The sequence below is a fragment of the Tepidanaerobacter sp. GT38 genome (assembly GCF_021991635.1).
Classification (GTDB): domain Bacteria; phylum Bacillota; class Thermosediminibacteria; order Thermosediminibacterales; family Tepidanaerobacteraceae; genus DTU063.
In genome coordinates this window covers 33,658-60,061 of the sequence record NZ_JAFFJA010000013.1, presented here as the reverse complement: position 1 = coordinate 60,061, position 26,404 = coordinate 33,658, and the positions used below count along the sequence as shown (strand labels likewise).

Annotated in this window: 25 protein-coding genes; 9 read left to right on the top strand and 16 right to left on the bottom strand. The window is 36.6% G+C overall.

The genetic code is table 11. The features are described 5' to 3' along the window. Positions 1–5 precede the first annotated feature (5 nt). The 8 genes from JT739_RS02860 (at position 6) to JT739_RS02825 (ending at position 7,794) form a co-directional block, all read left to right on the top strand. Positions 6–1,226, top strand: a complete 1,221-nt coding sequence (locus JT739_RS02860; RefSeq protein ID WP_237659582.1) for a CpaE family protein — start codon at positions 6–8, stop codon at positions 1,224–1,226. Positions 1,227–1,247: 21 nt separating this feature from the next. Next, positions 1,248–2,606, top strand: a complete 1,359-nt coding sequence (locus tag JT739_RS02855) for a CpaF family protein (protein ID WP_237659581.1) — start codon at positions 1,248–1,250, stop codon at positions 2,604–2,606. 11 nt (positions 2,607–2,617) lie between these two features. Then, the gene (locus tag JT739_RS02850; protein WP_237659580.1) at positions 2,618–3,583 is read left to right on the top strand and encodes a type II secretion system F family protein; all 966 of its coding nucleotides are present in this window, start codon (positions 2,618–2,620) and stop codon (positions 3,581–3,583) included. Between the two features lie 11 nt (positions 3,584–3,594). Further along, on the top strand, positions 3,595–4,521 hold the full coding sequence (locus JT739_RS02845; RefSeq protein ID WP_237659579.1) for a type II secretion system F family protein: 927 nt from the start codon (positions 3,595–3,597) through the stop codon (positions 4,519–4,521). Between the two features lie 12 nt (positions 4,522–4,533). Beyond that, positions 4,534–4,872, top strand: coding sequence for a DUF192 domain-containing protein (locus JT739_RS02840; protein ID WP_237659578.1), 339 nt, complete (start codon positions 4,534–4,536; stop codon positions 4,870–4,872). Positions 4,873–4,885: 13 nt separating this feature from the next. After that, entirely contained in the window at positions 4,886–5,836 is a 951-nt protein-coding gene (locus JT739_RS02835; RefSeq protein WP_237659577.1) for a HAMP domain-containing protein, read from the top strand. A gap of 88 nt (positions 5,837–5,924) precedes the next feature. After that, complete coding sequence (locus JT739_RS02830) at positions 5,925–7,064, top strand: sensor histidine kinase (RefSeq protein WP_237659576.1); 1,140 nt, start codon at positions 5,925–5,927, stop codon at positions 7,062–7,064. A gap of 31 nt (positions 7,065–7,095) precedes the next feature. Continuing rightward, positions 7,096–7,794, top strand: a complete 699-nt coding sequence (locus tag JT739_RS02825) for a response regulator transcription factor (RefSeq protein ID WP_237659575.1) — start codon at positions 7,096–7,098, stop codon at positions 7,792–7,794. An 87-nt stretch (positions 7,795–7,881) separates the two neighbouring features. On the opposite strand, the gene JT739_RS02820 is transcribed toward JT739_RS02825, so the two are convergent. From JT739_RS02820 to JT739_RS02785, 8 genes are all read right to left on the bottom strand, one after another. After that, positions 7,882–9,258: an FAD-dependent oxidoreductase gene (locus tag JT739_RS02820; protein ID WP_237659574.1), complete on the bottom strand. Its 1,377-nt coding sequence runs from the start codon at positions 9,256–9,258 to the stop codon at positions 7,882–7,884. A 23-nt stretch (positions 9,259–9,281) separates the two neighbouring features. Continuing rightward, complete coding sequence (locus JT739_RS02815) at positions 9,282–10,196, bottom strand: dihydrodipicolinate synthase family protein (protein ID WP_237659573.1); 915 nt, start codon at positions 10,194–10,196, stop codon at positions 9,282–9,284. A 522-nt stretch (positions 10,197–10,718) separates the two neighbouring features. Then, entirely contained in the window at positions 10,719–11,531 is an 813-nt protein-coding gene (locus JT739_RS02810) for an N-acyl homoserine lactonase family protein (RefSeq protein ID WP_237659572.1), read from the bottom strand. 12 nt (positions 11,532–11,543) lie between these two features. Continuing rightward, positions 11,544–11,888 carry a cupin domain-containing protein gene (locus JT739_RS02805; protein WP_237659571.1) on the bottom strand — a complete coding sequence of 115 codons (345 nt, stop codon included), beginning with the start codon at positions 11,886–11,888 and terminating at the stop codon, positions 11,544–11,546. 1 nt (position 11,889) lies between these two features. Then, entirely contained in the window at positions 11,890–12,177 is a 288-nt protein-coding gene (locus tag JT739_RS02800; RefSeq protein WP_237659570.1) for a cupin domain-containing protein, read from the bottom strand. A 24-nt stretch (positions 12,178–12,201) separates the two neighbouring features. Beyond that, on the bottom strand, positions 12,202–13,482 hold the full coding sequence (locus JT739_RS02795) for a TRAP transporter large permease (protein WP_237659569.1): 1,281 nt from the start codon (positions 13,480–13,482) through the stop codon (positions 12,202–12,204). A 1-nt stretch (position 13,483) separates the two neighbouring features. Beyond that, complete coding sequence (locus tag JT739_RS02790; protein WP_237659568.1) at positions 13,484–13,990, bottom strand: TRAP transporter small permease; 507 nt, start codon at positions 13,988–13,990, stop codon at positions 13,484–13,486. A 23-nt stretch (positions 13,991–14,013) separates the two neighbouring features. Beyond that, positions 14,014–15,054 carry a sialic acid TRAP transporter substrate-binding protein SiaP gene (locus JT739_RS02785; protein WP_237659567.1) on the bottom strand — a complete coding sequence of 347 codons (1,041 nt, stop codon included), beginning with the start codon at positions 15,052–15,054 and terminating at the stop codon, positions 14,014–14,016. Between the two features lie 403 nt (positions 15,055–15,457). Between JT739_RS02785 and JT739_RS02780 the strand changes: the two genes are divergently transcribed. After that, positions 15,458–15,625, top strand: coding sequence for an Arc family DNA-binding protein (locus tag JT739_RS02780; protein ID WP_237659566.1), 168 nt, complete (start codon positions 15,458–15,460; stop codon positions 15,623–15,625). 76 nt (positions 15,626–15,701) lie between these two features. Here JT739_RS02780 and JT739_RS02775 read toward each other — a convergent pair whose 3' ends face one another. The 8 genes from JT739_RS02775 to JT739_RS02740 all read right to left on the bottom strand — a co-directional run bounded on the left by JT739_RS02775 (position 15,702) and on the right by JT739_RS02740 (position 26,404). Further along, positions 15,702–17,546 carry a nucleoside-diphosphate sugar epimerase/dehydratase gene (locus JT739_RS02775; RefSeq protein WP_237659565.1) on the bottom strand — a complete coding sequence of 615 codons (1,845 nt, stop codon included), beginning with the start codon at positions 17,544–17,546 and terminating at the stop codon, positions 15,702–15,704. Further along, entirely contained in the window at positions 17,543–19,114 is a 1,572-nt protein-coding gene (gene murJ / locus JT739_RS02770) for a murein biosynthesis integral membrane protein MurJ (RefSeq protein ID WP_237659564.1), read from the bottom strand. Before murJ ends, JT739_RS02775 begins: the two co-directional genes overlap by 4 nt. A gap of 122 nt (positions 19,115–19,236) precedes the next feature. Next, positions 19,237–20,142, bottom strand: coding sequence for a glycosyltransferase family A protein (locus JT739_RS02765; protein ID WP_237659563.1), 906 nt, complete (start codon positions 20,140–20,142; stop codon positions 19,237–19,239). Between the two features lie 41 nt (positions 20,143–20,183). Further along, positions 20,184–21,425: an O-antigen ligase family protein gene (locus JT739_RS02760; protein WP_237659562.1), complete on the bottom strand. Its 1,242-nt coding sequence runs from the start codon at positions 21,423–21,425 to the stop codon at positions 20,184–20,186. 318 nt (positions 21,426–21,743) lie between these two features. After that, positions 21,744–22,859: a glycosyltransferase gene (locus JT739_RS02755; protein ID WP_237659561.1), complete on the bottom strand. Its 1,116-nt coding sequence runs from the start codon at positions 22,857–22,859 to the stop codon at positions 21,744–21,746. Between the two features lie 9 nt (positions 22,860–22,868). Continuing rightward, positions 22,869–23,906, bottom strand: coding sequence for an NAD-dependent epimerase (locus JT739_RS02750; RefSeq protein ID WP_237659560.1), 1,038 nt, complete (start codon positions 23,904–23,906; stop codon positions 22,869–22,871). A gap of 4 nt (positions 23,907–23,910) precedes the next feature. Beyond that, complete coding sequence (locus JT739_RS02745; protein WP_237659559.1) at positions 23,911–25,287, bottom strand: nucleotide sugar dehydrogenase; 1,377 nt, start codon at positions 25,285–25,287, stop codon at positions 23,911–23,913. Position 25,288: 1 nt separating this feature from the next. After that, positions 25,289–26,404 carry a glycosyltransferase family 4 protein gene (locus JT739_RS02740; RefSeq protein ID WP_237659558.1) on the bottom strand — a complete coding sequence of 372 codons (1,116 nt, stop codon included), beginning with the start codon at positions 26,402–26,404 and terminating at the stop codon, positions 25,289–25,291.

Sequence of the window (26,404 nt, the reverse complement as noted above, 5' to 3'; positions counted from 1 at the left end):
TTTTTATGGCACCTATTACCGTTTTAATAGCCGACGATATTGCCGCTACACGGGAAGATATAAAACGCCTTCTTTACTTTGAAGAAGATATTGAGGTTGTGGGAGAAGCCAGTGATGGTGAAGAGGCAGTAATACTTGCAAGCGAGTTAAAACCAGATGTAGTCCTTATGGATGTAAACATGCCGAGAGTCGATGGGATAGAAGCCACCGAGCGGATTTCGGTAAATGTCCCCCAGTGCGCGATAATAATCATTTCTATTCAGGGAGAACAGGAATATTTAAGGAAGGCCATGGCTGCCGGGGCAAGGGATTATCTGGTAAAACCCTTTTCATCTAAAGATCTGGCTAATGCTATTTACAGAGTTTCGGAAAGCCAGAGAAAGCGAAATATATTTCTCTCACCTTCCTTGTCGGCTGTTTCAACTTTAACAACCCCCGTCAAAAAAGGTAAAATCATCAGCTTTTTCTGCACAAAAGGTGGTGTGGGTAAAACTACCCTGGCCTGTAATATGGCCGTAGCTTTAGCCCAGGATTACAAGAAGAAAGTTGCTTTGATAGATCTGGACCTTACTTCTGGAGATGTGACCGTTATGTTGAATTTAAACCCCAAAAATACTATAGCCGATATGGTCCAGGAACAAGAAACCCTTGATACCCAATTGGTGGAAAGTTTTCTAGTCCAGCATTTATCAGGTCTAAGGGTGCTTCCTGCCCCCCTAAGTCCTGAGCATGCGGAATTGGTGAAAGCTGAACACGTAGAACAGCTGTTAAAGATCTTAAAAGATAATTACGAATATATAATCATCGACACAGCACCGGTTTATACCGATATAAATTTAAATGTCTTAGAAGCCAGTGATAGAATATTACTCACCCTGAATCAAGAATTAACCACTCTGAAGCACGTCAAAAAAGCGCAGGAAATATTGAAGGCGTTAAATTATGATGGAAAAATCAGGACGGTATTGAGTCAGCAAAGCTCCGAAGGCCTTAAAATCAAAGAGATTGAAAAGAACCTTGGAATTACTTTAACCTCTATAATTCCGGAGGATTTTAAAACCGTGAAAAACGCTATTAATAAGGGCGTGCCTTTTGTCATGAGTCAGCAGCATACTAAAGTTGCGCAAAGTATTGGCAAGCTGATTGAATCATTAGATATTACTAAAGCTGAGGAAGCTGCAGGAGAACCTAAACGATCCTTTATAACCAGAATGTTTAGCCTTTAGTTTAAATCAGGAGTGACCAATATGTCATTGCTAAAAAAGCTTGAACAGACGAAAAAATATGCTGAAAGCGCTATATATGAACAAGGGCAAACCCTTACTTCATTAACTAGAGACCCTTATGGTCATATTAAAGAAGAATTACATGAAAAAATTATAGAAGAACTGAAAAATTTAAAGTCTCCTGAGCGAGATGATAAAAAGTACGTAAGGGACTATATAGAAAAACTCGTTAACGAAAATATTGAAAGCGGAGCAGATCATATTCCCCGCCTGGATCGCATGAGAATCGCCGATGAGCTCTTTGATGAAATTATGGGATACGGGCCCATAACACCTCTACTTTCTGATCCGGAAATCAGCGAAATAATGGTTAACGGGCCTGACAATGTGTACGTTGAGCGAAACGGGAAAATAGAATTAACCGGGGTGTTTTTCAGGGATGAGGCCCACGTTATGAATATTATTGACAGGATCGTATCACCCCTGGGCAGGCGCATCGATGAGAGTATGCCTATGGTAGACGCGAGACTTCCTGATGGTTCACGCGTAAACGCAATAATTCCTCCCCTTTCCCTGATAGGGCCCGTTATTACCATAAGAAAGTTTTCTGCAGATCCTTTGACCATGGAAGATCTGATCCGATTTAATACTTTAACGCCCGAAATGGCCCAGTTTTTAGAGGCTTGTGTCAAAAGCAGGTTAAACATTGTAGTATCCGGAGGAACTGGCAGCGGTAAAACGACTACTCTAAACGTCCTTTCGTCCTTTATCTCCCCTTCGGAAAGAATTATAACTATCGAAGATGCTGCAGAGCTGCAGTTGCACCAGCCTCATGTGGTAACCCTGGAGAGCCGGCCGCCCAACATCGAAGGTAAAGGAGCCATTACCATTCGGGATCTTGTGAGAAACGCTCTTCGCATGAGGCCAGACCGGATAATTGTCGGCGAAGTCCGAAGCGGAGAGGCTCTGGATATGCTGCAGGCCATGAATACCGGCCACGACGGCTCCCTTACAACGGGCCACGCCAATTCCCCCAGGGACATGCTTTCGAGGCTTGAAACCATGGTATTAATGGCAGGCATGGATCTTCCTATAAGAGCGATCCGGGAACAGATAGCATCGGCAATAGATCTTATTATACATCAAAGCCGTTTAAGGGATGGTTCCCGCCGCATTACACATATTACTGAAGTGCAAAATATGGAAGGTGATGTGATTGTGCTACAAGATTTGTTTTATTTTAAGCAAACCGGTGTAGATGAGGACGGCAGGGTTATTGGAGAATTTAGATCAACAGGAATGAGGCCTAAATTTATCGATCGGTTAGAAGTAAGCGGCTATAAACTGCCGGTGGAGGTATTTGCAAATAATCTATTTTAGGGGTCGAAAACATGGATCTTTATTCAATATGCATACTTGTTTTTTCTTCAGTAGCTTTATTGATTTTAGGAATTGATATTATCCGAAATTCCGATGAAAGGTTGATCGTAACCAGAATAAAAAGATTTGCCGGAGAGGAAAACGCTACGAAATCCAAAAAAACGCCGGCATCTGGAAAGGATTTCCTCAGGCGCATACTGACAAGAGCTGGCGATTTTTCCATTACCAAGAAACTTGGAAAAAATATCGACAAAAAACTTGAAGAAGCAGATATATTACTTCGAGGCAGTGAATTTGTAGCAATGGTAATGGCAATATCCATAGGAACTACACTGGTGTTTTTTACCCTGACATTAAAGTTGTTGTTGTCAATTATTGCGGGCATTACTGGCGCAATCATACCTTTTGTTATAGTAAGCTCTACGCGCCAAAGAAGGCTTGATAGTTTCAATTCTCAAATCGGCGATGCCCTTACCATCATGTCAAATTCACTTCGATCAGGCTTTAGCTTCATTCAAAGTATGGATATGGTAAGTAAAGAACTATCAGATCCAATAAAAAAAGAATTCAACAGGACCATTGCGGAAATCAACCTGGGTGCAACAACAGAAACAGCCCTTTTAAATTTAGCAAAAAGAGTAAACAGCGACGACCTGGACCTTATTATTACTGCAGTACTCATACAAAGGCAGGTAGGCGGAAATTTGGCAGAGGTCTTAGACAATATTGCCGCAGCAGTTAGGGAACGTATTCGTATAAAAGGGGAAATTAGAACTCTTACCGCCCAAGGTCGTATATCAGGTTTAATAATAGGGCTTTTGCCGGTTTTGCTACTGGCTTTTATGTTTACTGCAAATCCGGGATATATTATGGAGCTTTTTACAACTAAGACGGGTCTTATAATGCTCACTTTTGCTGTTCTAGGTCAAATAATAGGCCTTATGATTATAAAGAGAATTGTGGATATACAGTTTTAGGGGGCATTGTCATGGTAATGCTATTTAATTTAACAACCGTATTTGGTGCGGTTTTTGCTTTAGTCCTATATATTTTTCAATCAATAGAACGTGAAAAAATGAAAATCAAAGAACGGGTCACAAATGTGGTCGGCCCCGAAGAACCCGTTCCTATACGCCAGCGGGAGCTTTCTTTTTCCCTTTATACCCGATTTATTAGACCTTTGCTGTCATCAATTTTCGGGGTACTTATAAAATACATTCCCGCCTTTAATGAAGAAGTATTGGCCAAGAGGTTAAACGAAGCTGGAAATCCCTATAATCTACTTCCAAGGGAAGTCATGGTGATAAAATACTTGTTATCCTGTCTTGTGGCCTTTTGTGTCAGGCTGTTAATGCAAGGTTCCGGCAGCTCCGGTCCCCAAACTTTCGTAATGATAATAGCCGGAATTGCATTTGGCTGGCTCCTCCCTGATTTGTTTATAAATTCCATGATCCGGCAAAGAAAGGAGCAAGTCTGTAAGGAGCTGCCTGAAATTTTGGATCTGCTGACCGTGTGTATAGAAGCTGGATTAGGTTTTGATGGGGCATTAAAAAAAGTTGTGGAAAAATCTAAAGGCGTATTAGCAGATGAGCTTTACATAGTTTTACAGGAAATAAGTATGGGGAAACCACGGAAGAATGCATTGAGAGATATGGCTGACCGTTTAGCCGTAGATGATTTTTCTAACTTTGTCGGTTCCATAATTATGGCTGAACAATTAGGTATTAGCATTGGAAATGTTATGCGACTTCAGGCAAGGGACGTGAGGCAAAAACGCCGCCAACGGGTTGAAGAACAGGCCATGAAAGCTCCAGTTAAAATGTTAGTTCCAATGGTGTTTTTTGTCTTTCCCGCCATTTTCATAGTTTTACTTGGACCGGCTATCATTCAAATCATGCGGGTTTTTGCAAAGTGAGGGGTGACTTTTTTGGTAATCAACTTAGATAAGGGCACTGTTCTTGCGAAAAAACTATACATTGCTGACAACTTTTTTTACAGATTGAAGGGATTGATTGGGACCGCAGATTTAGAAAATGATACAGGATTACTTATAATACCCTGTTCTTCCATTCATACTTTTTTTATGCGCTATTCTATTGACGTAATATTTTTGGACCATCAAAACAGGGTTTGCCGAATCCTACATTCCCTTCCCCCCTATCGCATCGGTCCCATAGTTAAAGGTGCAAAAAAAGTTTTAGAGCTTAATGCAGGTGTGAGTTTAGCTACAGGCACAGAAATCGGAGATTACATTGTATTTAATTGAGAGGATGATAAATATGGCAAGAGTTTTAAAAATCGATAAAGGCTTTTCTCTAACCTTCAGGTTAAGTCTTGCTTTCACATTGTTAATAATTTTTCTAATGGGCTCGGTCGCCTTTTTATTTTTCATTAAGGATAGAAATATAATGACACAAAATGTCATCGAAAGAGGCTGGACTTCCATAAATTCCATAAATCCAGTAGCACGAGATTCATTAAAGTTCCATAGACTAGATGTGTTAGACGAATTCCTGGGAAACATGAGAACGGACGGGTTTATTATAGAAGCCATTGTCCGAGATTTGGAAGGAAAACCTGTGGAATATAGTGGCCCAAGAGATTTAGCTGAAAGAATTCTTCCAAGAAATACTTACGTAAAAGCCGAAGAAAAAAAACTTAGCTCTATAAGAAACGAAAAAGGTGAAATTACAGCTTTTGTTTTTAGTTCTCCTGTTTTAGATGAGCTAGGGACTACCGTAGGTTATATGCAGATACTAGTAGATTTTAAGCCTACAGTGGAGCATCTTCAAAAAAGCATGCGCAGTCTAATATACTTATTTGTAGCAACTGTTGTAATAGGGCTCGTTGCAGCCCGCTTGATAGTGGAAAAGTTTGTTGCAAAGCCTGTGAAGGATATAATGAGTGCTACTGAAAAAGTTTCCATAGGCGACTTTTCCCAAAGGCTTGACCTTGAAAGAAACGACGAGATGGGACGTTTAGCTCAATCCTTTAATATTATGAGCGATCAATTAGGCGTGCTTTTTGCTTCTATAAAAGATGCCGTAACAGAAATGAGTGCTTCTTCCAAACTTATAGTCCATCGTACAGAAGAAATTGATCAGATGGATCCCACAGTTCAAAAGGAATTTATAAAGGAAATAAAACACAATGCCAAAATGCTAAATCGAATAAGCCTACAGCTTGATTCACTGGTTAGTCAATTTAAGACCAAATTGGCACAGGAATAATTTGGAATATCGGTCTCAACAGGATTATAAGCCTTTTATAAAGAACTAATAATTATACATAATTTATACTTTGAAGGATGGATTTGGTTTGGTAGATATTTCAAAGCTCGACAGGGTTATTCAGAAAACGAAAAAAATCGTTGAAAAAAGCCGTGAAGAGCTTTATCAGTTGGGAGAAGCTGCCCGGCACGAGTACGAACATACAAAACAAGAATTAGCTGAAATAATAGAAAAAATTAAAGACACTATCCAAGAAGTAGACAAATTAGAAGAAGAATATTATCAAGCGAGGATTCACTTAATTGAAGTCAGCAGAAATTTTAATAAATACGGTGAAGATGAAATAAAAGAGGCTTATGATTATGCTCATAAAAAACAAATAGAGCTTCTTGAAAAAAGAGAAAAAGAGAAAATTATGCGGCTACATAGAGATTACCTGGAAAGGACTCTTAAAAATTTAGAAATCACTATAAAGCGATCTGAGCAATTAATTACCAATATAGGCATGGCCTTAAAAATCCTCTGCAATGATCTTGAGACCGCCAGCGCCCAAATCGGTGAAATGCAGCAGTTACAGGCTCTAGGCCTTTCAATAATCATGGCCCAGGAAGAAGAACGCAAAAGAGTGGCTCGGGAAATTCATGACGGGCCCGCTCAAAGCTTAGCTAATATAGTCATGCGAGCAGAGTTTTGCTTAAAGCTGATGGAAAAAAACCCCGCTCTATTAAAAGATGAACTGCAAAGCCTTATGGATTTGGTGCGTCGAAGCCTTCAAGATGTGCGCAAGATTATTTTTGATTTAAGGCCCATGTCTTTAGATGACCTTGGCTTGGTGCCTGCCCTAAAAAGATATGTGGAGCAATACACAAGAGATAATAACATATATGTGGAGATAACGGTATTGGGAGAGGAATACGATATACCCAGTTCTTTGGTCATAGCAATTTTTAGAGTAATACAGGAATCCATGACAAATGTGAGAAAGTATGCAAATGCCACAGAAGTAGTTATAAAAATCGAGTACTTGTCTGACAGGATTAATGTAGTTATAAGGGATAACGGCAAGGGATTTGATGTAGAAAAAGTATTGAGTGAAAAAAACGGAGTAGCTTTTGGTATAGTCGGCATGAGGGAGCGTATACAGCTTTTAAAGGGCAAGTTTGAAGTGAGATCTGTCATAGGGAAAGGCACTGAAGTAATAATAAGCGTTCCCAATAAAAAACAATGAAATTTGCAGCCAAGTTCCGGAGGGAATAGTAATGACAGAATTTAATAAGGATAAAATTAAAGTTATCATCGCAGATGACCACCCATTGCTCCGGGAGGGTATTATAAAAATATTATCACTGGAACCTAAAATACAAGTTGTAGGGGAAGCCGAGGACGGTGCCCAGGCTATAGAACTCGCTCGGAATACGGATGTAGATATCATCTTAATGGATATCAATATGCCCAAAATCAACGGGATAATGGCTACTAAGATAATAAAAGAAGAAAAACCTAATGTTCGCATAATAGCGCTGACAATACATAACCAGGAAGAATATCTGTTTGAATTAATACGGTGTGGCATATCTGGTTATGTATTAAAGGATGTCCGCCCAGATGAACTCATTGAAACAATCGAAAAAGTAACCCAGGGAGAGTGTTTTATCCCCTCTTCCATGACTCCAAAAGTTTTTGAAGTGATTTCCCAACTTACAAAGCGGCAGGAGAAAAATGATGACACTTTCGATCTAACACCGCGAGAATTGGAAGTATTGCAAGAGGTTGCTTTAGGCCTTTCAAATAAGGAAATAGGCGAGAAACTTTTTATAAGTGAAAAGACTGTTAAAAATCACTTGACTAATATTTATCAAAAATTAGGAGTAACTGACAGGACTCAGGCACTACTTTTCGCAATTAAAAACAACTTAGTTGCTCCGAGCAACAAGGACAACTGCGTAGGAAAAAACTAGCCTATCTCGCAAAACAAGAAACGACCGTAAGTTGAGAAAGCTTGCATTTCAACTTACGGTCTTCTACATTGAACTATTTTATCAAAACTAACTAATAAGATTTTTCTCTTTCATAGCCTTAATGCCGGCAGATGCAGCTATTAAAACTGGGTCTGACGACGGAGCTACAGGTGGCGCATATGCCAAATCTAATTGGTATAAATCATAAACCGTCATACCTGCAGTAATAGCCGTTGCAAAAACGTCAACTCTCTTTGCTACTCCTTCACTGCCTGCCAACTGAGCTCCGAGTACCCTTCCTGTGTTCTTATCCATGACGATCTTTATATATATCGGTTTTGCTCCTGGATAGTAAGAGGCTTTGTCCAATGCTTTTATTTTAACAGAAAGGGTCTCTATACCGGCTTCAGCAGCCCGGCTTTCATTTAAACCCGTAAAGGCAACAAATGTATCAAATACTTTTGCAACTTGTGTTCCTAAAACTCCCGGGAATACAGCTTTGCCGCCAATTAGGTTTTCCCCGGCTATTTTCCCCTGCTTATTTGCCGTAGTGCCCAGCGGAATATATAAAGGCATTTTTGTAATTATGTCATAAGTTTCACAGCAGTCTCCGGCAGCCCAAACACCCGGTGCACTTGTACGCATATATTTATCCACTTTTATACTGCCTTTAATACCGGTTTCGATACCTGCGTCTTTTGCCAGGTCTGTATTTGGCCTGACTCCTGTGCAAACAACTGCCATATCTACATCAAAAGAGCTACCAGCTCCTGTGTTTACCCTAATTCCTCCATCTCCTGTAGGTTCGAACATCTTAACTTCAGCGCTTTTAAATAGCTTTACACTGTTCTTCTCAAGCTCAGCTTCTACTACCGATACCAGTTCCCGATCCAGTTGAGGCAGTATTTCCGAAAAGCTTTCAAAAATATAAACGTCCACTCCCCATTTTCGCAAAGCTTCCGCAGTTTCAAGGCCTATGAACCCGGCACCTAAAACAGCTGCTTTTTTGGGCTTGTTTGATATTACGTGGTATTTTATTCTTTTGCCGTCTTCAATATTCCTTAAAGTAAATATGTTGTCATTTTCAATTCCCGGTATAGGAGGTATAATCGGAGAAGCACCCGTTCCAATAACAAGATGGCTGTAATGTTGCTTAAAAACTTTCCCTGTTTTAATGTCTTTCACGACAACGCACTTATTTGAAACATCTATCTTGGTTACCTCGCAAAAGGTATAGACATTAATGTTTCGCTCATTTTTCATATATTCAGGTGTATAAATAATAAGCCGGTCAATTTCCTTTATATCATCGCCTATATAATATGGCAGGCCGCAAGAGCCATAACTGATATGCCCTGTGCGTTCAAAGACAGTTATGGGAAGAGACGGGTCTCCCCTTCTGGCCCGAACTGCAGCGCTCATGCCCCCTGCGTTGCCCCCGATAACTACCAAATGCCTTTCCACTGTTTCCCTCCTTAAGTACCTTTTTATTTGCAGCCGTACTTTTCTATAATGCCCATTTCTCTCATCATCGTCTTCAACTGTTCGAGTTTTTCTCCTACCAGTTCGGGATACGGTCTGCGTGGCTTTCCTGCGGGAAGTCCCAGGATATTTAAAGCTGCCTTTATGACAATGGGATTAGAGAACCAGTACAAAGCTTCTAACAGCGGGTAATATTTAAAGTAGAGCCTACGGCTTTCCTCCACTTTATCTATACTGTCCCAGGGCCTTGATATCAGAGCCATTTCTTCAGGAATTATATTGCCACCGATATTGGCAGCCCCATGCCCTCCGATAGCCAGTGTGGGAAGAATGATGGAGTATTTTGGAAAATCGCAGCATAATATATGGACTCTATCCCCAACCCGACGTTTAACCTCTACCAAGTGTTGAACGCTGGGCATGGCCTCTTTGTCCGCCACAAAATTGGGACATTCATCGGCTAATCTTCCAATGGTGTCTGGTTCTATATATACCCCCACCCGGCTGGGGTTATTGTAAATGGCTACAGGAATAGATACGGACTTGGCACAAGCCAGCAAATGCTCTGCCAGAGCAGTTTGAGGAGGAAGCAGGTATGGCGGAGCAGTATAGACTAACCCATCAGCCCCTTCTGCCTCAGCGAACTGACTGAACTTTATTGTTTCCTCCGTAGTGGGAAATGTGGCACCGAAAAATACCGGTATTTTGCCCTTTGCATACTTAGTAACTCTTCTCACGATTTCCTTTCTCTCGTCTGCAGACAGCATCGTCACTTCCCCTGCAGAACCCATTACCAGCAGCAGAGATGTGCCGTGTTTTTTATGGTGGTCTATTAATACTTCAAAACCCTTCCAATCGATGGAGCCTGATTCATTAAAAGGAGTAGGTATTGCTACCCAGGAACCGGTAGGTTTGTACATTCTATGGCCTCCTTTGAAAGTTATTAATATTTATTATATATTCTTTTCTTAATATAATAAAGGGTGGATTTCTCCACCCCATTAGTTTTCCTGCTTCACTTCGCCTCTATTCCCACTTCATCATTTGATCTATAGTTGGGCACTATCCGCTTTATGATATCTTTAACTTCTGAATTGGAATTAAAAAGTAGCTCCCTTAAATTTGACAGTTCCTTTTCAAAGGTCTCGCCATTGGTAAATGTGGGCTTTGCTATGTATATCTTTTTATACTTAGTGGCCGTTATTCCTTCTTCATTAAGTAATAGTCCTCATAAAGTTTTTCACCCGGTCAAAGGCCTATGTACTTTATTTCTATATCCACATCAGGCTCAATCTGTATGATAATTTCTGCAATTCGCTTCGATGCTCCCATTATGTTGGTAGGATACACCGCTATAATTGGAATAATTTGGGACTACTACAAAATATTCATTGAAATGAATTTTGTAGCAGTCCCTTTTATTCACACGTCCCAAAATTGCGTTATCCGATTATGCCGTTGGGGAATACTTTAAACACTCGCCAGTCATGGCCGGGAACGACAACATCCGAACACATGCGTAAAGTTTCGTATGCTTTAACTAATTGGCCTAGGTTCCATATGTTTCCCCCTGGTCCTATCCAATTGTTGTTCCAATTTTCATATTTGCAAACTACGTCGCCGGCAAGGGCTACTGTCCCGATTTTTGTTTTAACTAAAACAGCTTGGCTTCCAGGTGTATGGCCTCCCAGCCACTTTACTGACACACAGTTGCTGATTTTTTTATCACCATCCACGGCTATAGTTCTGTCTGCAACTTTAGTAATGCAGTCTCTCATTCCCGGGAAAAAATGCGGTGCCCACTTGGGGGCTGTCAGGGCTAAAGGTATGTCGGCAGCTGGCATAATAAACTTAGCATTTGGGAAAATAGTATTCCCGCCAATATGATCCCAGTGCAAATGGGTATTTATCACTATATCAATATCTCCAGGAGTCACATTCAAGGCTGCCAATTTTTCATCTAGGGATTCCAGTTCTTTTAAATAATATCTATCTCCACGTTCGTCTCTTATTTTTCTAATCCTTTCAAAATCGCCAACTCCAGTGTCAACTAAAATCTTCTTATCCTCATCTTCGATATAGTAGACACAGCAGCAGTGCTTGATTCCCGTGCTTACAGTTCCGTCTGACCACTCTACTTCACACGTGTTTTCTACGTCTTTAAGGACTTCTCCATAGTCACCCACATTGTTGTAAATCGCTTTTACCGGAATTGCCTGCTCAGCCACTGCAAGAATGTGGATTTTTGCATGCATAGCAGCACCCCCTCATATCTTCGCCGAGCAAACAATATGCTCTAGGACATCAAGGCCATTGTTCTTAATTCCATGTCGAACACCTGGTGGCACACATATAACATCCCCTGCTGATACCGGAATTTCTTTCCCGTCAAGGATTACTATTCCAGATCCGCGGGTGAAATAAAACACTTCTTCTATGTCACTATGAGTATGTTCCGGAACAAATCCGCCACTTAAATATGTTCCATAATCGCCGCTATTAAAAGTTGCACAATTAAATTCCTTCCTCTTTACAAAATTCCGCGACATGCGTGTAGTTTCATCTTCGCGACGTGTCTCATGAAGTTTTAAAAGTTTTATGTTTGCACCCATTTTACCTACCTCCTTTTGTATAGTAACGGATTATCTTCATGTCCACATTCCCGGTATTTGACAAATAATGGTCACTGTTCGCCGGAATAAATACCCCTGTTTGGGGCGAAAGAGAATGGATATACCCCTCAACTTTTAAGGTGCCGTATCCCGACACTACAAAGTAAAAGATATCCATATTATCAAGAGACAGATCTAATTCTTCATCTGAACATGGAATATCCATTTCCTCTACGTGAAGCTCTCTCATGCCGTTTTTTCCCGGCGACACTAATAACCTTTTCTTCATATATATCAACTCCTTCACAAATTTTTATACAATCAGATTAGGCAAGAATAGTACTAAACCTGGCACGTAAGTAATTAACAGCAATACTGATATAAGCACTATAAAAAATGGCACTAATTCACTGATTACCTTATGCAAAGGTTCATCGGCAATAGCTGCAGACATATAAAGCATCATGCCAAATGGAGGAGTAATGGTCCCAATCATTAGATTAAACACCGTAATAACACCGAAATGGACAAGGTCTATATTTAGACTCTTTAAAACAGGCAAAATAACGGGAAGAAATATTAACATTATCGCATTTATTTCCATGAAACAGCCTAAAATGAGAAATATAATATTAAATATCAGCAGCATCACATAAGGGTTCTCACTAATTGTAAGTAAACTGCCAGTCAATTTTATCGGAATCTGCTCCGATGTTAAAACGTATCCGAATAAGTTAGCCGCTCCAATTATAAATAGAACTATTGCAGTATTTACAGCTGTTTTTATTAAGATATCCCTTAATTGCTGAAGGGATATGTTTTTATACAGGAAAACTCCAATTGCAAGGGCGTAAATTGCAGCCACTGCAGCCGCCTCTGTAGGTGTAAAATAGCCTGTGTAGATACCCACAAATAAAATCACTGGAGCAATGAGGCCCGGCAGAGCCTTTATAAATGCTTCTACTATGTTACGTAGAGATATGGAACTCAAGCGGGGATAATTGCGTTTTATAGCTTGCAAATAACATATGACCATCATGGCTATGCCCATCAAAATTCCCGGGATGACTCCTCCCAAAAACAGTTTTCCGATTGATGCACCAGTAATTGAGCTGTATACAACCATTGGAATACTGGGAGGAATAATTGGCCCTACTGTGGATGAAGCTGCCGTTACTGCGGCGCTAAAAGCTTTGTCATATCCATCATCAGTCATTGCCTTAATTTCCATTGTCCCGAGACCTGCCACATCTGCAGCAGAGGAACCGGACATGCCTGCAAACAACATACTGGCAAGAACATTGGCATTTGCCATTCCACCTGGTATCCAACCAACAATTGATTTGGCAAAGTTAAATAAATGTGTGGTTATATCACAGCAGTTCATCAGCTCAGCAGCTAATATGAACATAGGTATAGCCATTAGCACAAAACTGTCCATCCCAGCTACAGTTTTTCTTGCAATTAAACTTAATTGTTCTCCAGTCAGCAAAATATATGTGGATGAGGAAATTAACAAGGAGGCCCAGATTGGCGCCTTGAGGGCAAATAATATGGTAAACACCAGTAGAAAAACAGCTAACTCAAATGACAATTCATTCCCTCCCCCGCGTTGATAATTCAGTAAAGGCTTCCATGCTATCTCCTATTGCAGCAAATATAATGGCAACACCGCCAATTAAAAATCCTAAATGCGGAAGACCTGAAGGCAAGGAAAGAGACGGAGACGGAATAGTATTCATTGTCTTGACCAGTTGCAATGTGGGAGCAGCTACCCATACAAAGAACATCACTATAACAGCATTGTGTACAATCCGTAAGATCTCCTGAAAGCTTTTTGAAAATAGGTTTTCAACCAAATATTCTAAATGTATGTGACTTTTTGTGTGAATTGCAATTGCACTTCCCAAGCAGTTAATCCACACAAATGCCAATCTGGAAAACTCCTCAGTCCAAGATAAGGGGGAATTGAACAATTTCCGGAAAACTATTTGCAAAAATGTAGAACCAACCATTAAGACTATCAATGCAATACACAAGAAACTGCAAACAATATTTGAAGCCTTGATGATAACTTCTGATATGCTATTGACTTTTTTCATCTCATCTACCCTCTATAAAATTATTAGAAGTTTTGAATGCTCTCGTAGAATCCTTCTCCCCACTCTGAAGCAAATCGCTTCACAAGATGCTCCCTTGCTCTGGTTTTAAAAGCCTCAATATCCGGGGTGTGAATGGTTATACCTTCTTCTTGAAATATGGAGATAAGGGCTTCTTCCTCTTGTAAGGCAATTTGCTTTTGATATTCTCCCGCTTCCTTTACGCATCTTACGATGAGGTCTTGGTCACTTTTTGAAAGGGAATTCCAAAATTCTTCGTTAACCATTATCACGTTAAAATTGTAGTTATGACCCGTTAAGATGATATAATCCTGCACTTCATGGAATTTGTTTTGATATATAGTTGGAAGAGGATTTTCCTGAGCATCAATGACACCTGTATGCAGTGCCATATAAACTTCTGAAAGGGTCATAGGCGTAGGATTGGCCCCAAGAGCTTTGCCATTTTCTATATACAAAGGCCCATCTGGAACTCTCATTTTTACCCCCTGCAAGTCCTCAGGTGTGTTAATTAGCTTTTTTGCACTGATATGTCTTGTCCCATAGTACCAGACATCTATTACGCGAACGCCTCGTGATTCAAGTAATTGGTCAAACATTTCCTGGCCTATCTCGCTATTCATAACTTTTAGCATGTGGTCAATGTCTCTAAAGGCATATACTGCTTCACTGACAAGAAACTTTGGTGCCCACTGTGCAAGAAATCCGCCGCCTTCATTGCCCATTTGATTTGTGCCTTCGGTGAGCATTCCCATAAGTTCATTGTTGTTGCCTAATTGAGCACCAGGAAACAGGTCTACAGTAATTCTTCCATTAGACTCGGTTTCCACCAGCTCTTTAAATCTTCGGGTCCCTTGGTTAAAAGGCATTTCTGGTGCAAAAACATTGCCCCAACGAATATTGATTGATTTTTCCTCTTGTTGAGAAGAACCATCAGTTTGCTGCTCAGATAATGCTGCAGACTGATCAGAATTTGAGCAGGCAGTCAGAATAACCAAGCACAAAAATACCACTGAAAGCAATAACAACAAACTCCGTTTTTTCATAATATCTCCTCCCCATATTCTTTTTTCTAAAATTGCTTGTCCCAAAAAACAATTCTGGCCCCACTACCACCCCCCATCTACTAAAACGCCCGCAGTAATATAACCTTGTTTTTAATACAAGTTGTTGATATAATTTAATTGCCCATAAAATTTTCTTTATTTTTTTGTTTTTGCATGCATGAAAGCTCAATAGGACAATTTGAGCTTTCATGTAATCACCTTTTTATATTATGATTCCATTTTATGTAAATAGGTTATTACTGCGGTTAAGTTTTTCTATATGAATGAATTCATTTTAAATTCAAAGTGAATTCACTCGCTTATTAGTATATAGTGAATTCACCTTGATGTCAATACCTTTTTTGATTTTTTATGGAAAACGGTTTAGGAGGAAAAGCAATTTATGGCTACAAATAAAAGGCAGTTCACACTTCGTTTAAATGAAGAAAACTTTGAAAAAATTAAATACATAGCAGCTGAAAATAAGCGTTCAATATCTATGCAGATTGAGTTTCTAATCGAGCAACATGTAAAAGAATGGGAAAGTAAACATGGAAAAATTGAAATCTGATTTTATCATAGAAAATTTTCTATTGGAATAACAAAAGCCAGGATTTTTCTCCTGGCTTTTTTGATTGATATTAAATTCACTTTGCCTTTATTCCCACTTCATCATTTGATCTATAGTTGGGCACTATCCGCTTTATTACATCCTTAACTTCCGCATTAGAGTTAAAGAGCAGCTCTTTTAAATTCGACAGTTCCTTTTCAAAGGTCCCTCCATTGTGAAAAGTTGGTTTTGCTATGTATATCTTTTTATATTTAGTAGCTGTTAAGCCTTCTTCATTTAGCAGCAGTTCCTCATAAAGTTTTTCACCTGGCCTAAGGCCTATGTACTTTATATCTATATCCACATCAGGCTCAAGGCCTGAAAGTCTTATCATATCTCGTGCAAGGTCTGCTATTTTTACCGGCTCTCCCATGTCAAGTATAAATATTTCCCCGCCCTTGGCCATAGCTCCTGCCTGTATTACCAGCTGCACCGCTTCAGGAATTGTCATGAAGTATCGTATAACTTCAGGATGGGTAACTGTTACAGGCCCTCCGCTTTCAATTTGTTTTTTAAATAAGGGAACTACACTCCCCTCACTTCCCAAGACGTTGCCAAATCTTACAGCGGAATAAACCGTGCTGCTCTTCATAGACATTATCTGAATGATTATCTCCGCAATCCGCTTTGACGCTCCCATTATGTTGGTGGGATTTACTGCCTTGTCTGTAGATATTAGTGTAAACCTTTCAGCATTATACTTATCTGCCAGCTCCGCCACATTTAACGTTCCGAAGACATTATTTTTTATGGCTTCTGTGGCGTTTAGCTCCATCAGAGGAACGTGTTTATGAGCTGCAGCATGAAAGACCACATTGGGCCTGTATTTATCAAATATGTATTCAAGTCTTGCCCTGTCTCTTATACTTCCTATTAAAGCTGTGTATTTTAAATCAGGAAATAAATTCTTTAAATCAAACTCCAGATTATAGATATTGTTTTCGCTGATATCAAAAATCAAAAGCTCTTTAGGCTCAAACCTCGCTATCTGGCGACAAAGCTCCGAACCTATAGAACCACCGCCGCCCGTAACTAAGACCACTTTGTCTTTTAAGTATTCGGAAATCTCTTCAAGGTTAATCTTGACCGGTTCCCTACCCAAAAGGTCCTCTATTTTTACATCCCTAAGCCGTTTTACACTTACTTTCCCATCAAGCAGTTCATAAACTCCCGGCAAAATCCTTAACTTGCACTTGGTCTCACTGCAAATATTTACTATCTCCCTAATCTGGAGCCTATCAATAGATGGCATGGCTATTACTATTTCCTTAATATTCTTTTTCTGGACTATTTCAGGAATAATATTGCGGCCTCCAAAAACTCTAACCCCATGAATGCGCATGCCGTGTTTATTTATATCATCATCAATTAAAACAACAGGTCTCATCTTAAGATCAGGATGCCTTTTAAACTCCTGAATAACCATTGAGCCTGCTTCACCGGCACCAATGACCATAACATTTCGGATACCTTCAACTCTTCGCAGAATAGGTGTAACACCGTTAAAGGTCTTTAAGATAAACCTACTGCCTCCGGTAAATGTAGTAAGCAAAAGCCAAAAAAGTATGTATATGCTACGCGGAAAAGTTCTCCTTATCATAAAGGTATATCCTAACGTAGTCAGTGAACTAAAAGACGTAGCAAGTACTATAGCAATAAGCTCATTTACACTGGCATATTTCCAAATGCGATTATATAGATTGAAAACCAAGAAACTACAGAGAGCTATGACAGTTACTACAACATGAGTTTCTTTAAATAATGTAAAAAATTGCTCCGGAATATCATTTTCAAACCGCAAAACAAAGGATAAATATAATGAGATATTTATTATGCAAATATCTATAATTGCCATGAATATCTTGCGCAGTGCAGCCTTCACTTTTTAAAACTCCTCTTGACGATATTATACTTTTTTATTATACCATTTACTGCATATGATTTAAGTTTTTTCTTGGCTGAATTTACCAAGGAATCTACCTCGTCTATCCTCATAAAATATATAATAACAAAATACACTAAAGCACCTATACATATTGAAATCATCAAAGATAAGTTACCACTGAAATATAAAAGCAACATATTATATGCAAGATAAGCCACTACACCCATTGCAAGGGATGATGCTAGAATTTTTATAAAGGATATAGTAGTGTTTTTCATGCCAAAGGAGCCAATTTTTTTTCTAAGGCTAATAAAAAGCAATCCCGTGCAAAATATAGCTGATATACTTGTGGCTAATGCTAGACCAGCTATTCCTAAAAATTTTGATAGTATTATATTTAAGATAATGTTAATTGTTAGAGCTATAGCAGCATTAATCATTGGCGTCTTGGTGTCTTGTAATGAATAGAAAGCTCTAGATAATATCTCTCTTAAGCCAACACCTACCATTCCTATAGAATAGAAAAATAAAGCATTAGAAGTCATAGATATGGCAACAGTATCAAAAGCTCCTCTTCCAAATAACAGTTTCACTACCGGCTCAGCAAATATCATAGCCCCAACTGTAGCGGGTATTACAAATAAATTGATTAAATTTATAGCTTCAGATACTGATTTTTTGAGACCGTCAAAATTGCTTTGCGCTGCCATTTTAGCTATCATAGGATACATAACTGCTGCTATAGTCATAACAAATAATCCTTGAACAAAACCATTGAGCTTTTCGGCATAATTTAATGCTGATATTCCACCTATCGCTATGCCGGAGGCTAAAGTCTTATCAACAAGCACATTAATCTGATTTACTGACACACCTATAATAACAGGCAGTGCTATGCTGAGCATTTTTCTAATATATTCATCTTTTGTATCTAAAACAAATTTATATCTATATCCTTCTTTACGCACAAAAGGCACTAATAATGCTAGCTGAGATGCAGTTGCTATCACGCTTCCTATAGCAAGCACCGATATATTTGTCTTAAAACTTAACAATATGGATAGTATGATAAAAAAATTCATGGGAAATCCAATCAGGGCTGGAACAACATAGTTTTCTTTTAATTGAAGGAATCCTTTAAAAATGGACAATAGCCCTGTAAAATATATACCAAATAAACTTATCCTCGTAAATTTTACTGCTAATACTAATGTATCTCCTTTAAAACCTGATGCAAATATCCTTACTACGTGGTCTGTAAATAAGAGACAAAAGACAATGATGCCTGTACACATCATCAGTAATATATTTACAAGATTGTTTGTATATCTATTTCCTTCTTTTTCCCCATGCTCTTGCTCAATCTCACTGTATAAGGGAATGTAGCCTGTAGATATACCTGTTCCAATAAAAGAAAATATTACACTTGGAATAGTAAGCGATATTAAGAAGGCATCACTTATATTAGATGCACCATAAAAATATGATAGGGTTATTTCCCTACCAAACCCAACTATTTTTGAAAATATTGTTATTATCATTAAAAATATTGCCATTTTTTTCATTTGACTTTGCTCCGTTATTTATTCAAAACTGTCTTCAGATTATCAAAATACTGTCAGTGTAAAATAATACCATATCAAATGATACTAAATTTTAATTATTCATATAGTAAATATCACCTTTTTTAAGATTTCAAACTTGAAATCTCTTTTCTAAATCTAAAATTATCTAATACATACATAATTAATCCTCCTAATATACCCAACACATTTAAGGGAGTGAATGTTAATATGTAGTTCATTTTGGGGAGTTTACTATGAAATAAAAATCTATAATAATTTGTATAGTTTTTTAACTTATATTTAAAAGGTATGTCATATTCTAAGTTTGATTTATATAACAACAGTGTACCTTTTATGTTCTTTATCCTTAATGATACTGATTTACTTGTTAACCCATCATCTAAATAATCACAAATATATATGATTTCATTTATCCATCGCATTAAATACTTACTTCCTAATCGATTCCAAACAATAGCTTCTGAAATAAAATTCTCTCCTTCTATTTCAGGGAACTTATTGTCTCTTAATATATTTGTCACAAAAACCTCTGCTTTATCACCTTTGATACCAAATTTATATCTATAATCCAGTATGCTACAATCTGTTATATAGTTTTTCAACGAATTTCCTACTACCTTGCTAGGAGTAAAACCTTTTAATCCAGATATGCCACAGAATTTATCTTTGTTTTTTATTTCACTCCAACCTTTTACTATTACCTCAAGTGAATTTTTAGTTAAGTAATCATCACTGTCCACTATGAAAAATAATTCACCTTTTGCAAGATCTAATCCTTTATTAATGGCTCTGTGTTTACCCCCGTTTTTTTGTTTATAATAAATAATACTGATAAATCCCTCATCAATAAACTTTTGTATTACTTCCTGTGTATTATCAGTTGATCCATCGTCAACAATAATCCACTCGAAATTTTTGTAACTCTGATCTAATAAACTATTATACAGTCTTCTTAATGTGTATGCTCTGTTGTATGTTGGTGTAAAAACCGTTATTTTGACGTTCAACAAATCATCACTCCCAACTATTGGGGTAATATGAACTAGGTTTAGTTATTAGTTGTTAATGCGTTTTCTGAAAGAAGAATCATCATTAGAGAAAGAGGAATAATGTATAATGCCCAATCTGATACCTGCACAGTAAAGGGATGTAGCAACAAAGAAAACGAAAAAAGAATTAAAACTACTACCGATGGAAACACACTAATGTTATTTTTCATTTTTTTGACACCTAACACAATAGGATAGAATATTAATATTATTAGGTTAAACGCTGGTATAATACCTAGATCTGCAAAAATCTGAAGATAAGCATTATGGATTACAGTTTCGCTAGTTTTTGTACTTTGAAATCCATTGCCAAAAAACAAATAATTGCTTTTTATTGTTTTAATAGCATCTATTATCATATATCCTCTTAAAGAATCTCCTTTGATTAAAAATTCATGTATATTACTAGCATTAACCAATAGTTTAATTGTATCAAATGCCCTAATAAACGCATTGCTATGTACAATTTTTTCGTAATTGCTAACCGCAACTACTGCGAGCGTAAGTAGTATAACAGTATTGTAAAAAAGTGAACTATATGTAATTCTAGCTTTTTTCATAAACGTTATAGACAAGAAAACAATAAATAAAAGTAACAATATAATTAAACTAAATATCCCCGTTCTTGAACCATCATAAGATATGATATATAAGCAAATAATAATTAAGATTAAATTCATAAACTTATTCTTTTTAATATTAATTAAATCCCAAAACAAATATGGTATTATTATTAATGCCACTTTGTACAGAGAACCTGCATAATTTAATAAAGTAGAACCACGCAAATTCCCAGTTAATCTAGAAACAAACTCTATTCCAAGTAAACCTAATATAATCATCGTAAAGTTTATTATTAGGTTTATTTTTAAAGCAACTATTATTTGATTCGCAGTAAAATAACTTCTAATTGTGGGATATATAACATAAAATATTATAAATAATTTTAAGACATGGATTAGGCTCTTAATCCCTGGACTGTATAATAATATAAAAGTGGATATAACGAATATGGAACTATAAATGGGGAATTCGGATTTAATAAATTTTAATTTCAATCTGTTTGTTGATAAATTATATAACAATATCAAGACTGACGATAAAATAATAACAAAATAGAAACTTGTATTTGCTATACCGGTTGTCTTGGCAACATCGGCTGATAATAAGATTATTATCAATAGGATTTTTAAAATTGTATATTTTTCCCTGTAAGTATTATTTTTGAATGACATACTCATTATGCTGCTCCCTAGAAGTTTTACATTTTCTTATAATTCGGTAGTTACTTTCAAAACAAGTTCATCATAAACTTAGTCTTACTACGTTTTGTAAGAAGCTTTAATAAAGAAGAGTCTTATACAAAATAAAACCTTGAATAGTAATTGGATTAAAACTTTATAGAATACATTAGTTTTTATATCAATCATTTATAGAGAATTTTTTTGTATTTGTTCTGGCATATAACAGTTACTTTTTTCTTTCTAAATTAGAAATTAACAACTTTTGCTTTACCTTTGTTTGTCATGATTTTTTTAAATGAAACAACTTATTTCATATTATCTTAATATATTATTATATAATGTCATTAATTCATTCACCATCTTTTCAATTGTAAAATCATTAGCCCTTTCTAAGCATAGCTGCGAAACTGTTTCATATTTATTCTTGTTAACAAACAGTTTTTTTATTATCTCGGAAAGTTCTTTGTCATTGCCTTTTTGAAATAAAATTCCTGCCCCTTTTACATTCTCTCGTAATCCAGCCACATCACTAGCAATCACAGGTTTTCCCGCTGCCATTCCCTCTACTGCAGCTAATCCGAAACCTTCCCAATTGGAAGATAATACTACAATATCAACGGTTTTAAGTATCCTTTCCATATCATTTCTAAATCCCAGAAAATGAACTCTATTTTCCACTTTTACTTGTTTTGTTAATTTTATATTCTCTTTTTTGAGAGGCCCTTCTCCCACTAACAATAAATGTACATTTTCTGGTAGATATTGCATTGCCCTTATTAAAGTTTGCTGATCTTTAGATTTTGAAAATCTACCAGCCATACAGATTAATCTTACGTCTTCTGTAAATTCTTTACAAATATCTGACTTTTTGTATGGCAAAGCATTTTTGAATTTTTCTACTACAATCCCATTTTGAATAATAATAAACCTATCTAATTTATTTTTTGGTTGAATCCATGATATGAGATTATTATGTGTTTGTTGGCTAATAGATATTATCTTATCATAGCTAGAATATATGAATTTCTCTATATATCTAAAGTAACTTTTTTTTCTCCTTTTGTTATATGTGCTATGCTCTGTCATTACAAATTTTGGTTTGTGTTTTAATATGAGTTTAGATGCAATAGCCACCCAATATATTGTTGGAAATAGGTGTGCATGAACAATATCATAATTTCCTTTAATTATATACTTTCTAATATAACTGATATTTAATGGATGATTTCTATTCCTAAAGGGTACAACATCAATTTTTATACCATGATTTTTTAATTCTTTATCAAACACATTATTATTATCGTTTAATAAAAGAACATCAACAAGAACTCCTTCTTGTTGGTTCAATAATGGAACTAATTCTTGAATTAGCTTTTCTGCTCCACCACTACCTAGATTGTTTATAACGTGTAAAATTTTCATTTTATTCATGTATCTGAATTACACCCCATAATACTCTTTATACCACTCTACAAACTTTCCTATCCCTTCATCAATATTTGTATCTGGCTTAAATCCCACATCTCTTATCAAGTCATCAACATCTGCATAAGTTTTAGGAACATCACCAGCTTGTAGTGGTAGATACTCTTTCTGGGCTTTCTTACCTAGATGTTTTTCTAATGTCTCTATAAACTCCATTAACTGCACTGGTTTGTTGTTCCCAATGTTGTATATTTTATATGGAGCATAGCTTGTACTAGGATTCGGATTGAGTTTATCATAATTTTTATTTGGTTTAGGTGGGTTGCTTATTACCCGTATTACTCCTTCAATTATATCATCAATATACGTAAAATCTCTTTCCATTTTACCGTAGTTAAAAACTTTTATAGGTTCATTATTTAGTATAGCTTTAGTAAATATAAACAGTGCCATATCAGGCCTACCCCAAGGACCATAAACTGTAAAGAACCTTAAGCCCGTTGTCGGTATATTATAAAGGTGGCTATATACATGAGCCATTAGTTCATTGGATTTCTTAGTAGCTGCATATAAACTTACTGGATGGTCTACATTATCACTTGTTGAAAAGGGCATTTTTTCGTTCGAACCATAGACACTGCTTGATGATGCATATACTAAATGTTCTACATTATTATGTCGACAGGCTTCTAATATGTTCATAAATCCATAGATATTTGAATTTATATAAGTATAAGGATCTTTGAGACTATATCTTACACCTGCTTGCGCTGCTAGGTTAACTACTATATCGATGCGGTAATCTTTAAAAGTGCTATCTATTGCCTCTTTATCTTCCAAATTTGCATATACAAATTGGAAATTCTCTTCCTGTTTTAAAATATTTAACCTCGCTTTTTTTAAGTTTACATCATAGTATTCATTTAGGTTGTCCAGGCCTACAACTTTGCAACCTTCATTAAGTAATCTTTTTGATAAGTGAAAGCCAATAAATCCTGCTGCTCCAGTTACAAGATATACTTTGCTCGTATCTAGTTTTTTATAGTCACTCATCACCTTAAAGCCTCCAATATTGGAAGTTCATCTTTTCCGCTTCTTTTCTATCAAAGATTCCCTTTACATCAATCAACACATATTTGTTTTCGTTTTTTCGTTCATCAGCTGTCACAGCAATTTCTTTTATTGCTTCTGGATGATTGTTCCATATATTGTTATACATTTTCTTGATATCCTCTAATTTCATTGATTGAAATTTCTCATGTGCTACAGCAAAGACTACTGCATCAACATCATTTATTTCTTCTATGTCATATAGTTTTATCCCATAGGTTTTCCATAAGTCTTCTTTATCCGCAACTGGGTCTACAACTTTTACAATTACACCATATTCCTCAAGTTCTTTAATTACATCAACAACTTTAGTATTTCTGACATCGGGACAATTTTCTTTAAATGTAACGCCAAAGATTGCTACTGTTGAACCTTTGATTTGCTTGTCTGCCTTTATCATGTTTTTTACAACGTTTTCGGCAACATATTTCCCCATATCGTCATTTATCTTTCTTCCTGCAAGGATGATTTGTGAGTGATACCCCATTTGTTCGGCTTTATAAGTAAGATAATATGGATCTACTCCAATACAGTGACCACCTACAAGACCCGGAGTAAATTTTAGAAAGTTCCACTTAGTTCCTGCGGCTTCTAACACTGCTTTTGTATCTATACCCAACTTATTAAAAATTATAGAAAGTTCATTCATAAAAGCAATATTTATATCTCTTTGGGAATTCTCAATAACTTTTGCAGCTTCTGCAACTTTTATACTCTCGGCTTTGTATACTCCTGCTTTTACTACTAGTTCATACACTTTAGCTATAATCTCCAAAGCCTCCTCATCCATGCCTGATACAACTTTTACTATGGTTTCTAATCTATGTTCCTTATCTCCCGGATTGATTCGTTCAGGAGAATAACCTACCTTAAAGTCCACACCGCATTTTAAACCTGATTCTTCTTCCAATATCGGCATGCAGATTTCTTCTGTAACTCCAGGGTAAACAGTAGATTCATATACAACAATAGAGCCTTTAGTAAGATTTCTGCCTACAGTTTTACTAGCTTCAACAAGTGGTCTAAGATTAGGTGTTTTATCAGGATTTATTGGTGTTGGTACAGCTACAATATGAAACTTACAATCTTGCAGATATTTTTCTTCCCAGGTCAGAAATGCTGTGGTTTCCTTTACAGCTATATCTCCAACTTCTTTTGTAACATCTATTCCCTTTAGATACTGCTTAACTTTTTCTTTTGATGTGTCATAACCAACTACCTCAGCAACCTTAGCAAAAGAAATAGCAAGGGGTAATCCTACATAACCTAGGCCTGTTACAGAGATTTTTTCTTTTCTGTTTTTTATTAATTCATATAAGTTCATCTTAACAACCTTCTTTTATGACAGCGTTTATTGCTCTCATATATTCATCAACAACCATTTTTCTGTCAAATTCTTTTACCACTTTATTTCTAGAATTTTCTCCCATAAGCTTTCTAGTGCTGTCATCCAAGTTTATAAATTGAACCAACTTTTCTTCTAAAGACTCGACCGATTTCACTTTAAATAAATATCCATTATAACCATCTTCTACAATTTCTTTACAACCCGGTATGTTTGATGCTATAAGAGGTTTACCCATTGCAGCACCTTCTAATAATACATTTGACATGCCTTCATGGTATGAAGGATGAACTATACAGTCAACTTCTTTTATTTCGTTTCTGACATCATCAGATTTGCCGAGATAATTAATTTTTTTGTTTTTGTTGTATAGTATTAGGTTTTTATACTTCTCCTCTTCAAATGGTCCTAATATCTGAAATTCTATATGATCATATCTGCTTGTTATCTTTTCTGCTACTTTTAAATATTCCTCTATTCCTTTTTCTTTCATTATCCGACCAACGAATAAAAATCTAATATTATTATCCTTTTTATCCCATTCTACAGGTTTATACTTCTCAATGTTAACCCCTGAACCAGGTATTAAAACTGTTTTTTCACTGCTAACTATGTTATTTTTAATAAAAAAGTCTAGGTTATGTTTGTTTTGGAAAAAGATGAGTGTTGCTTTACTACAGGCATATTTATACATTCTTTCAACTAAAATTTTTAAACTACCACTTGTAAGCGAAGAACCAATGCCAGTTACATTCATAATGGTCGGCTTGCCAAGTTTGCTCGCCACATAGCTTCCGTAAATATTAGGTTTGATCGTGTATGTCAAAATTATATCCGGACTTACAGTTTTAACAATTTTTACATATCGAATTATAAGTTTTATATCTTCGAAAGGATTTAAACCCCTTCTATTAATATGAGTATGGATATATTTAGCTCCGGCATCTACAATTAATTTTACCATTTTGTGTTCTTTAGGTTCAGGAACTGCAAAATACACTTCTAAACCTTGCTTTATGAGTTCACAAATTAATTCAAACCTAAAATTATATAAACCAACTGCATTGTTGGCTAATATCAATACTTTTTTCTTCAA

Bases quoted from the DNA above. Each gene is read 5' to 3' on its own strand.
- JT739_RS02860 (WP_237659582.1), top strand. From the start codon at position 6: ATGGCACCTATTACCGTTTTAATAGCCGACGATATTGCCGCTACACGG.
- JT739_RS02855 (WP_237659581.1), top strand. From the start codon at position 1,248: ATGTCATTGCTAAAAAAGCTTGAACAGACGAAAAAATATGCTGAAAGC.
- JT739_RS02850 (WP_237659580.1), top strand. From the start codon at position 2,618: ATGGATCTTTATTCAATATGCATACTTGTTTTTTCTTCAGTAGCTTTA.
- JT739_RS02845 (WP_237659579.1), top strand. From the start codon at position 3,595: ATGGTAATGCTATTTAATTTAACAACCGTATTTGGTGCGGTTTTTGCT.
- JT739_RS02835 (WP_237659577.1), top strand. From the start codon at position 4,886: ATGGCAAGAGTTTTAAAAATCGATAAAGGCTTTTCTCTAACCTTCAGG.
- JT739_RS02825 (WP_237659575.1), top strand. From the start codon at position 7,096: ATGACAGAATTTAATAAGGATAAAATTAAAGTTATCATCGCAGATGAC.
- JT739_RS02815 (WP_237659573.1), bottom strand. From the start codon at position 10,196: ATGTACAAACCTACCGGTTCCTGGGTAGCAATACCTACTCCTTTTAAT.
- JT739_RS02810 (WP_237659572.1), bottom strand. From the start codon at position 11,531: ATGCATGCAAAAATCCACATTCTTGCAGTGGCTGAGCAGGCAATTCCG.
- JT739_RS02805 (WP_237659571.1), bottom strand. From the start codon at position 11,888: ATGGGTGCAAACATAAAACTTTTAAAACTTCATGAGACACGTCGCGAA.
- JT739_RS02800 (WP_237659570.1), bottom strand. From the start codon at position 12,177: ATGAAGAAAAGGTTATTAGTGTCGCCGGGAAAAAACGGCATGAGAGAG.
- JT739_RS02790 (WP_237659568.1), bottom strand. From the start codon at position 13,990: ATGAAAAAAGTCAATAGCATATCAGAAGTTATCATCAAGGCTTCAAAT.
- JT739_RS02785 (WP_237659567.1), bottom strand. From the start codon at position 15,054: ATGAAAAAACGGAGTTTGTTGTTATTGCTTTCAGTGGTATTTTTGTGC.
- JT739_RS02780 (WP_237659566.1), top strand. From the start codon at position 15,458: ATGGCTACAAATAAAAGGCAGTTCACACTTCGTTTAAATGAAGAAAAC.
- murJ (WP_237659564.1), bottom strand. From the start codon at position 19,114: ATGAAAAAAATGGCAATATTTTTAATGATAATAACAATATTTTCAAAA.
- JT739_RS02760 (WP_237659562.1), bottom strand. From the start codon at position 21,425: ATGAGTATGTCATTCAAAAATAATACTTACAGGGAAAAATATACAATT.
- JT739_RS02755 (WP_237659561.1), bottom strand. From the start codon at position 22,859: ATGAATAAAATGAAAATTTTACACGTTATAAACAATCTAGGTAGTGGT.
- JT739_RS02750 (WP_237659560.1), bottom strand. From the start codon at position 23,906: ATGAGTGACTATAAAAAACTAGATACGAGCAAAGTATATCTTGTAACT.
- JT739_RS02745 (WP_237659559.1), bottom strand. From the start codon at position 25,287: ATGAACTTATATGAATTAATAAAAAACAGAAAAGAAAAAATCTCTGTA.